Here is a 9,709-nt window from a genome sequence, read left to right on the forward strand (position 1 = left end):
CTCGCTCCCACAGTTGCAGTTTCCTGTAGCCGCTGTCGAAGGAACAGGCAACTGCTACGGTTTGTGGGTGTTAGCCGTTTCAGGCCTGCAACTGCGGCTCACGAACGCTCCTGGCCCTGGGCATCGCCGGCAACACCGCCTCCTGCAAGGTTCGCGCAGCCGGGTGAGTAAAGCGCATCTGCGCCGTGACCGGCAGGTCTTCCACCAGCTTGCCGTCTGCCAGTACTACCACCCGTTGGCAAAAACGCTGCACCAGGCTCAGGTCATGGGTGATCAGCAAAAAACCGGTGCCCGACTCGCGCCGTACCTGTGCGAGCAAATCCAGAATCTGCACTTGCAGCACCCGGTCAAGGTTGGACAGGGCTTCGTCGAGGATAATCAGCTGCGGGCCGATCGCCATGGCCCGGGCAATACCGGCGCGCTGCAGTTGCCCGCCGCTCAGTTGTGCCGGGAGCTTGTCGATGTCACGGGCCTCAAGCTGGACTTGCTGGAGCAATTGCTCAACCCGAGCCCTGCACGCCGAGGCGTCCATGTCTGAAAGATGGCGCAAAGGCTCGGCAATGCTCCAGCCAATGCTGCGCTGGGGATTGAAAGCGCTGAGGGCATCCTGAAAGACCATCTGCACACGCTGTAAAAATGGAGGCTGACCCTTGAACACAATGCTGCCCTGGTCGGCGCTTTCCAGCCCCATCAGCAGGCGCGCCAGGGTGCTTTTACCGCTGCCGCTACCTCCCAGCAGGCCAAGGCTTTGACCTTCGTGCAGGTCCAGATTCAAGCCGCTCAGCACCTGTACCCGATGCCGTTTGCTGAACAGCCCGCCAGCGCTGTAACCGTGCTCAAGGTCGCGTACCTGAATAAAACTCATGGCGCGCAGCTCTCCATTGTCAATGAGTGGTGTGCTGCCAGCAGCGTGCGTGCTTCCTGGCTTTGCGGTGAATTGAACAGCCGGTGAACATCGGCCTGTTCGACAATACGGCCGTGGGCCATGACGCTGACCTGATCGGCGCAGCGCGCCACCACGCCCATGTCATGGGTGATCAGCAACACGCCAAGGTTGCGCTGCGCTACCAGCCGTTCCAGCAGGTCGAGAAAACGTGCCTGCGCCACAACATCCAGATCGCTGGTAGGTTCGTCAGCCAGCAAAAAACGGCTGTCGGCGAGCAGGGCCAGGGCGATCATCATCCGTTGCAGCATGCCGCCGCTCAATTGAAAGGCAAATGAGTCGAGCACCCGTTGAGCATCGTGCAGGCCCACTTCCTGCAAGGTGCTCTGAATCAGATGCTCGGCCTCGGCACCGTGCAGGTCGCGGGTCTGGAGGGTTTCAAGGGCATGCTGGCGCAGTGAGCGTACCGGGTTGAAGGCGCTGCGCGGGTTCTGCAGCACCAATGCCACTTCGCGCCCACGTAATTGCGCAGCATCCACCACCTGGCCATCCAGCAACAGGGTGGCGCCGCTGCTGTGTACGCCAGGAGGCAACAAGTCGAGGATGCCCAGGCTGGTTAGCGATTTTCCTGAACCGCTGGCACCGACCAGCGCATGCACCTGGCCGGCCCTGAGGGTCAGTTCGGCCCGGTCGACCAGGGTGCGTTGCCGGTGTTTGAGGGTCAGGTCGCGAATCACCAATGTGTGTTTCATTCCTTGATCTCCGCCAGTACGCTGGGGTCAAGGCGGTCGCGCAAGGCGTCGCCCAGCAGGTTGAAGGCCATCACCGAGATAAAGATCATCAGGCCCGGCCACAGCAGCAACTGCGGCTGGGTCCAGATAAACTCCTTGGCATCGTTGATCATCACGCCCCACTCGGGGGTTGGCGGGCTGACGCCCAGACCCAGAAAGGACAAGCCCGAGACGTGCAGCATCATGTGGCCAATGTCCATCGACGCCAGCACCAGCAGTTGCCCCACGACGTTGGGCATCACATGCTGGCGCAGCCGGGTCAGGCGCGAGGCACCGGCCAGTCGTGAAGCCAGCACATAATCCCGGTTACGCTGGGCCAGCACCATGCCGCGAACCATCCGCGCATACCAGGCCCAGTGGGACAGCGCGATGGCGATGATCACATTGGTCAGGCCGGTACCCAGCAAGGCGATCAGGAAAAACGCCAGCACCAGGGTCGGGAAGGTCAGGAACATGTCGCACAGGCGCATCAGGAACATGTCGAGCTTGCCGCCGACTATCCCGGCGATACCGCCAATCACCACGCCCAGCACCAGTACCAGACCCAGCACCAGCACCACGCTGCCCAGGGACAGTTGCGTACCGACGATCAGGCGCGAGAGCACGTCGCGCCCCAGGTGGTCGGTGCCCAGCCAATGGCTGGTACTGGCGGGCAGCAGACGCTCGTCCAGATTCACCAGGGTGGCGTCGTAGGGTGCCAGCCAGGGGCCGAACAGCGCCATCAGCAACAGCAGGGCAACCAGCCCGTAGCCGATGCGCGCGGCGTATTTTTTGCCGGTATAGACCGCCGCTATTGCGCTCATGCCATCACCCCCGAGAAACGTGTGCGCGGGTCTAGCCAGGCGTAGCAGATGTCCACCACCAGATTGCACAGCACCAGCAGTGTGGTCAGCAGCAGGGTGAAGCATTGCATCACCGGGAAGTCACGGTTGAGCACGGCGCTGACCGCGAAGCGGCCAACGCCGGGCCAGGCGAAGATGGTTTCGATCACCAGGGCACCTCCGAGCAACTCGCCAATGTGCATGCCGGTGGCGGTCACCAGCGGCATCCAGGCATTGCGCAGGATATGGTCGCGCCATACACGCTTTTCGTTCAGGCCACGGGCCCGGGCATAAAACACGTGTCGATGCTCACGCACATCCAGCAGGCGGGCGTTGATCGACATCGACATCAGGGCAATCGCCAGTACCGGCATCAGCAGATGCTGCGGACCACCACGGCCCATCGGCGGCAACCAGCCCAACCACAGCGAGAACAATGCAATCAGCAAAAAAGCCAACCAGAAATTGGGCATGGAAACACCGATAAAGGTGATGAAACGCACCACCTGGTCGGGCCAGCGACCTTTCCAGCGGGCCGCCGCCAGACCCAGCGGAATGCTCATTACCAGCGTGGCAAGCAGCGCCAGACCACCCAGCTGAAGGGTGGCGGGCAGGTAATAGAGGATGTCATCGAGCACCGGGCGCCCGGTGATATAGGAGGTGCCGAAGTCCAGGTGCACGGCGTTCCACAGCCAGGTGAGGTACTGCTCGGGCAGTGGCCGGTCCAGGCCCAGTGCGTGGCGTGCCTCGGCCAGCGCAGCGTCGGTTGGAGGGATCTGCGACAGGCGCAGGTAGTCCAGGGCCGGGTCGCCATTGCCCAGGTGCAGCAGGACAAAGACGATCAGTGACACCCCCAGCAGCACCGGGATCAGCAGCACAAGCCGCAGGATAATATAGCGCAGCATGGTTTATGGCTTCCCTGTGGTGGGGTGCATCACTTCGAACGGCACATCAAACAGCGTGCTGCCGAATTGAACATTGTCGACGTTTTTTCCGCTGACACTGATGGCCGTCAGGTGTGAGATCGGCAGGTACACGGCCTGATCGTGCAGGGTGGTGAGGATCTCGCGGTAATCGTCAGCGCGCTTGCCCGCGTCGGTTTCGCCCAGTACTTCGGCGATTTTCCGGTCGATGGCCGCCTTCATCGGCAGGCCGAGCTGGGCCATGTAGTCGGCGTGTCCGGCGTAGCGCATGGAGCTGACAAACGAGTGCGGGTCATAGGGAGCGCCCCAGGTATCGGCGAAGATCATGCCGAACTTGCCCTCGCGCTGGCGCTGCACCAGGGCACCGTCTTCTTCGGCGCGCAACTTGACGTCGATGCCGACCTTGGCCAGTTCGCCCTGAATGATTTCGGCGAGGTTTTTTTGCAGGGCACTGGGGCCCAGAAACACCAGTTCGATACTTAGCGGCTGGCCGTTTTTTTCACGAATGCGTTTGCCTTCAGGGACTTTCCAGCCTGCCGCTTCCAGGTTTTTTTTGGCCTGTTCGGGATCGTAGGGCAGTGCCTTGAGGCCCAGGTCGGCATACGGCATGTTGCTGGCGAACAGCGCATCGGCCCGCGGCTCCTGGCCATGCAGCACCTTGGCAATGATAGTGTCCTTGTCCACGGCCTGATTGATCGCCTGGCGCACGGCCAGTTCATTGGTCGGAGCCAGGCCGGTATTCATTGCCACGGTACGGGTGGCCAGCGGTGCGGAAATGGCCGTCTTGAAGCCCGAATCGCGCAGGCGCACAAAGGTACCGGGGGAGATTTCGCCGTCGGCACCCTGAATCAGATCGATTTCACCGGTTTGCAGGGCAATGGCGCGGCTGTCCGGGTCGGAGATGACTTTCACCAGTACCGAACCATAGCCCGGTTTGGGCCCCCAGTAGTGCGGGTTGCGCTCGAAGCGGTCGAACTCGCCACGGCGGGTTTGCGTCAGTACCCAGGGCCCGGTGCCCACCGGCACGCCGGGCTTTGCCTCGGGGGCGGCAAAGCGCAACGGGCGAACCTGCGCCAGTTCCATCAGGGTCGGGTAGTAGGGGTGTTTAAGCACCAGCACCAGGGTGTGCTCGTCCGGTGCTTCGACACGCTCCAGGGTGGAGATCAGCTCCATCCACTGATGGCGCTTGCTGTTGGCGAGCACCGCGTCGAGGTTGGCCTTGGCTGCGGCTGCGTTGAATGAACTGCCGTCACTGAAGGTCACACCGTCGCGCAGGGTGAAGGTGTAGGTCTTGCCATCTGCTGACACTGTCCATGACGTGGCCAGCCAGGGTTCCAGAGTGCCTTGGGCGGTGTAGCGCACCAGCGGTTCATAGACCATGGCCTGGGCATACATCTGGTTCGGCGAATAGCCGCGAGGGTCCAGCGGCCCGGCATTGGTTGGCCACGAGTAGGTCAGTGTGGGGGTCGCATCGCTTGCCCATGCAGTCGACAAGCCTGCGCTCAGGCAGGCTCCAATCATCCATAAGGTCAGCTGTTTTTTAGTCCATGACTGCTTCACACTGCGTCTCCCTCAGTTGATGGCCAGTGGCCTGATCAGATGCTGGGTATGAAGTCTATGTCAAAAGTTCATAACTGCGAGGCCGATTAGATGCAGAGGGTCACTATTTCGCTGGACGATGCTTTATTGGCCGAAATTGATGAGCGCGTTGGCACCCACGGCTACCAGGGGCGCTCCGAGGCCATTCGCGATCTGTTGCGCGCCGGCCTGCTGGAACCGGAGCAGGGCGACCCGCAAAGTGCCTGCGTGGCAACCTTGAGTTACGTCTATGACCACGCCACCCGGGAGCTGTCCAAGCGTCTGAACACGGCCTTTCACGAGCACCATGACCTGACCCTGTCGACGCTGCATGTGCATCTGGACCAGGGCAAGTGCATGGAAGTCTCGGTGCTCAAGGGCACGGTCGGCGAGGTGGCGCAACTGACGCGCCAGGTGATGGCCGAGCGCGGAGTGCGCCATGGCAGCGCGCAGATTATTCCATTGGGAGATCTCGAGTAGCGCTGGGTCAGTGCTTGAGTGTCCAGCGGGCGCAAAGAATGCGCCTTAGAAATCCCAGCGGGTATTGACCATTACATTGCGCGGGTCACCGTAATACGCCGTGTTGTAGAAGCCGATATTGGTGTAGTACTGCTTGTCGAACAGGTTGTTGACGTTGAGTGTGGTGGACAGGTGCTCGCTGACCTGGTACTTGGCCATTGCATCGACCAGCCAGTAAGCGTCCTGGCTGAAGTCCTGGTACTGGTCCTTGGCGCGGTTGTAGATGTTCTGCCAGCTGCGGTTCTGCCAGCGCGCGCCGCCACCGATGGTCAAGCGGTCCAGCGGCCCCTTGAATTTATAGGTGGTGTAGAGGCTCAACTGGTCTTCGGGCTCCCAGGTCGAGATTTTTTCGTCGTCGCTGCCGCGAATGACCTTGTGAGTAAAGCCGGCCTGGGCCTGCCAGCCCGGTGCCAGTTCGCCGGACATCTCGGCTTCGAAGCCCTTGGCCTTGGCCTTGGTGCCGACTGATGCATAGAGGATCGACGGGTTGGTCGGATCGGCGTTGTACTCGGCGTCCGGTTCGGCGCGGTTGCTTTCATGTACCTCGAAATAGGCCAGGCTGGTGTTCAACCTGCCGCCATAAAACTCGCCCTTGATTCCCACTTCGTAGTTTTTGCCTTCATCGGGCTCAAGCACTTTGTTGTTGCGATCGCGGTTGTAGGTTTGCGGCATGAAAATGTCGGTATAGCTGGCATACGCGGTGAAGTTGTCGTTCAGGTCGTAGGTAACACCCACGTAAGGCACGAGGCGGCCGGTCTCGGTGGTGTGGTAATCCCCGGTCAGCCAGTAGTTGGCCAGCCGTGTGCCCAACAGCAGGTTAAGGTCGTCGGTCAGGTTGAAGCGTGCGCTGATGTAGCCTGCGGTCTGGCGTGTGGTGGTGTCGTTGTATTGGGTCGGTGCGCCCCAGTCCGGCTCGGTGGTCTTGCCGTCGAAGTTCCAGAAATCAATAACGTTGGCGCTGAGGAAGGTCGGGTTGCCGTAGTCCTTGCCTTGCCAGTGGGCGCTGGAGGCCGATGCGCCGATCACCAGTTCATGCTCGCGGCCAGCCAGGCTGAAGGGGCCGCTGAAGTAGGCATCGGCGGCGTCGGTGCGGGTGTTCCCGGTGAATTTGTTGGCATAGATCGACGACAGGCCGGTGGCCGGGAAGGGGCCGCTCATGACCGAACCCAGCGGCGCATCGTAGCTGTTGACCTGATGGGTCAATTGGCCCTTGCCGACCCAGCCGTTGGCGAAGCTGTGCTCCAGGGTCGCGAACACGCTCTGGGTGGTCTGCTCCCAACGGCTCCAGTTGGCGCCGTTGTTGTACGAGCGCTTGACGTCGATACGCTCGCCGTTGCGGTCGAACAGCGGGCGGCTGCCCGACCAGCCCGAGGCGTGGGGGTCGTTGTTCTGGTAATCAAAGCCCAGGGTCAGGAGGGTGTCATCGCTGAGGTCGGCTTCGAGGGTGCCGAAATATACCCCGGTCTTGCGCTCATAGCGGTCCATGAACGAGTGCTTGTCCTGGTAGGCCGCCACGGCACGGCCGCGAATGTTGCCGCTGTCGGTCAGCGGGCCGCTGACGTCAACCTGGGTGCGGTAGTTATCCCAACTGCCGGCACCGACATCGATGCTGGCCTTGAATTCGCGGGTCGGCTTTTTGCGGATCAGGTTGATCGTCGCCCCCGGGGCTCCGGCACCGGTCAAGAGGCCCGTGGCGCCCTTGAGGATTTCCACGCGGTCGTAGATGGCCATGTCACTCAGGGTCTGGCCCGAGGAGTACGCCGAGTTGCGCAGGGTGGGAATGCCGTCGTACTGGAAGTTCTCCACCGAGAAACCGCGGGCATAGTAGTTGGTGCGCTCGCTGTCGAAGGTCGAGACGGTGATGCCAGGGGTATGGCGCATCACCTCGTCGATGGAGTTGAGGCCGAAATCATCCATATGCTGGCGGGTAATCACGGTGATCGACTGCGGCGTTTGCCGTGGCGTCAGTACCATGCGTGTGGCCGTGGCGATGGTGCCGGGGGTATACGAGCCGCTGCCTTCGGTGATGGTCCCAAGCTGGTTGGAGGTGACCTGGGTGGCCTGCAATTGCAGTTCACCGTTGCCTTGCGCTGGTCTGGCAACAACCCGGTAACCGTCGCCGTCAGTGATCGCCTGCAGGCCCAGCGGGGCGAGCAGCCGTTGCAGGCCTTCGTCGACAGCAAAGTTGCCGCTCAAGCCACTGCTGCGCATACCGGTTGTCAGGCTCGAATCCACCGCGATCATCACCCCGGACTGTTGGCCAAAACTGCCCAGAACCGCGTCCAGGCTGCCCGGCGCAATGCTGTAGGCATGCTCGCTGCCTGAGGCTGCGAATGCGCCTTGGCTGGCCGTGGCAATGGATAAACCGAATACAAAGGTGCGCAAGGCACCGGCGAGGGGGGTAAGTCGGCTGTGCATAAAGACTGTCCATGTGTGAAAAGGGTCGGCGTTGCGCTGTTAATCAGCGTCTTCCCTGAACTTGATGCACCAGATGAGAAAAACTGCCGGCGGTATTGAAAATAATTATTTTCAGGCCGCGACCACGTTGGCCCAGTAGCCAAACACTCGCTGCACGCGGATTGGCAGCACCCGCGTGAGCAGGTCGAGGCTGGCATCGGGGCGGTCGATGGAGAACGATCCCGACACCCGCAATGCCGCGACTTGCGGGTCGCAGCGCACCACGCCACGGCGGTAGAGGTTGAGCTGGGCAATCACCTGGCCCAGTGGCATGCGTTCGGCGATCAGCAGGCCGTTGACCCAGGCATCGGCACCGACCGTGACCGGGCGCGGTGTGCTGTCTGTCTGGCTGTCGAACGTTACCTGCTGGCCGGCATCCAGACTCAAGCTGTCGCCCCGTGCCAGCTTGATCGATGCACTGCCACTCAGCACCTGGACCTGGGTGCCTGCCTGCCACGGCAGGTTGTGGCTGATCACCAGGCGTGAGCGGGGCGCGGGCAGCACCTGGCCATTGGCGGTGCTGAGCCTGATATCGCCAGCGCTGACCAGCACGCGGCCCAGGCTCAGGAACAGTTCGGTGCCAGCGGCGGTGGTGCGGGTATCGAGGGCGGTGTGGGTGTCGAGGGTCAGGTCGACACCCTCTGCCAGAGTTAACTGGCGCCGCTCGCCGGTGGCGGTGCGATAGTCACTGAACAGCTCTGGCAGCAGCACCCGTTCCCGCACCCCATAGCCGGTGGCCAGCATCACGCCCAGGCCGGCAAAGCCCTTGAGCAGCGTGCGTCTGCCCGGGGCATTGCGCGAGCGCAGCAACGTCCGGGCACCGGCGGCAGGCAGCATGCGGGTGCTGTCGCGAATGTCGGTATTAAGCCCGGTGAGGCGCTGCCAGGCCAGTTCATGTTGCGCGGATTGCGCGCGCCAATGCTGGCAGGCCAGAAGCTCGGCCTCGGTGCTGACGCCCGATTGCACGGTGACCATCCACTGCAAGGCTTGCTCGACCACATCCTGGTCGAGGCGCTGGGTGTTGGCGGGCTCGAACAGACTCACCCGGTGTAGACCGCGCTGTAGCAGTGTCGGTAAGCCTTGAGCATGGCTTTTTGCACCACGTTGACGGTCAGGCCCATGCGTTCGGCGATCTGCGGGTAGGTCAGGCCGTCCAGTTGCGACAGTAAAAAAATCTCCCGCACTTTTGCGCCCAGGCCATCGAGCACCTGGCCGACGGCGTCCAGAGCCTCCAACACCAGCAGGCGAGATTCCGGGGAGGGCACAAGCTGCGGCTCCAGGAGCGCCAGGGACTCCATATAGGCCCGCTCCAGCGCCTGACGACGGAAGTATTGACCGCACAGACGACTGGCAATGGTGGTGAGATAGGCCCGGGGTTCGCGCAGCGGCGCGGGTGTGTCGGTACGCAGCATGCGCACAAACGTGTCCTGGGCCAGATCCAGAGCCTGCTCCTGATTGCCCAGCTTGCGGCGCAGCAACTGCACCACCCAGCCGTGATGCTGAACATAGAGTTCACCCACGGCACGGCGTGAGGAAGGGGAGGACGTGAGCATCGATTGCAATCCCGGAGCAGACACTGACAAGGATCGCAATGATAGCGCTTCTCATTAGCGTATGCTCGGGAATGTTTCGCGCTGTGTCAGATCTGTCTCTTATACACATCTGGGGTGGCGGGTTGGGGGTGTAAAAAAAAAATGGGGGGGGGGGGGGGGGGGGGGGGGGGGGGGGGGGGGGGGG

Annotated in this window: 9 protein-coding genes; 1 reads left to right on the top strand and 8 read right to left on the bottom strand. The window is 62.1% G+C overall.

Annotated features, from left to right (window positions below; all coding sequences use genetic code 11):
• Positions 1-79 precede the first annotated feature (79 nt).
• From QN377_RS06325 to nikA, 5 genes are read right to left on the bottom strand one after another with little or no spacing between them, the layout of a single operon-like run.
• The gene (locus tag QN377_RS06325) at positions 80-865 is read right to left on the bottom strand and encodes an ATP-binding cassette domain-containing protein (protein WP_095000085.1); all 786 of its coding nucleotides are present in this window, start codon (positions 863-865) and stop codon (positions 80-82) included.
• On the bottom strand, positions 862-1,635 hold the full coding sequence (locus tag QN377_RS06330; RefSeq protein WP_322212820.1) for an ATP-binding cassette domain-containing protein: 774 nt from the start codon (positions 1,633-1,635) through the stop codon (positions 862-864). Before QN377_RS06330 ends, QN377_RS06325 begins: the two co-directional genes overlap by 4 nt.
• Positions 1,632-2,477, bottom strand: coding sequence for a nickel ABC transporter permease subunit NikC (nikC, locus tag QN377_RS06335; RefSeq protein ID WP_095000087.1), 846 nt, complete (start codon positions 2,475-2,477; stop codon positions 1,632-1,634). The genes QN377_RS06330 and nikC overlap by 4 nt, the downstream gene beginning before the upstream one ends.
• Entirely contained in the window at positions 2,474-3,400 is a 927-nt protein-coding gene (gene nikB, locus QN377_RS06340) for a nickel ABC transporter permease subunit NikB (RefSeq protein ID WP_322212822.1), read from the bottom strand. Before nikB ends, nikC begins: the two co-directional genes overlap by 4 nt.
• 3 nt (positions 3,401-3,403) lie before the next feature.
• The gene (gene nikA / locus QN377_RS06345) at positions 3,404-4,978 is read right to left on the bottom strand and encodes a nickel ABC transporter substrate-binding protein (protein WP_322212824.1); all 1,575 of its coding nucleotides are present in this window, start codon (positions 4,976-4,978) and stop codon (positions 3,404-3,406) included.
• Positions 4,979-5,068: 90 nt separating this feature from the next.
• Here nikA and nikR point away from each other — a divergent pair, with 90 nt between their 5' ends.
• Positions 5,069-5,476, top strand: coding sequence for a nickel-responsive transcriptional regulator NikR (gene nikR / locus QN377_RS06350; RefSeq protein WP_095000090.1), 408 nt, complete (start codon positions 5,069-5,071; stop codon positions 5,474-5,476).
• A gap of 45 nt (positions 5,477-5,521) precedes the next feature.
• Here the strand turns inward: nikR and QN377_RS06355 are convergent, their stop codons facing one another.
• The 3 genes from QN377_RS06355 to QN377_RS06365 form a co-directional block, all read right to left on the bottom strand.
• Positions 5,522-7,933 carry a TonB-dependent siderophore receptor gene (locus tag QN377_RS06355; protein ID WP_095018493.1) on the bottom strand — a complete coding sequence of 804 codons (2,412 nt, stop codon included), beginning with the start codon at positions 7,931-7,933 and terminating at the stop codon, positions 5,522-5,524.
• 111 nt (positions 7,934-8,044) lie between these two features.
• Positions 8,045-9,016, bottom strand: coding sequence for a DUF4880 domain-containing protein (locus QN377_RS06360; protein WP_095000092.1), 972 nt, complete (start codon positions 9,014-9,016; stop codon positions 8,045-8,047).
• Entirely contained in the window at positions 9,013-9,525 is a 513-nt protein-coding gene (locus tag QN377_RS06365; RefSeq protein ID WP_095000093.1) for a sigma-70 family RNA polymerase sigma factor, read from the bottom strand. Before QN377_RS06365 ends, QN377_RS06360 begins: the two co-directional genes overlap by 4 nt.
• Positions 9,526-9,709 lie beyond the last annotated feature (184 nt).

This window comes from Pseudomonas sp. CCC4.1 (assembly GCF_035019225.1).
In the GTDB taxonomy this organism is placed as follows: domain Bacteria; phylum Pseudomonadota; class Gammaproteobacteria; order Pseudomonadales; family Pseudomonadaceae; genus Aquipseudomonas; species Aquipseudomonas bubulae.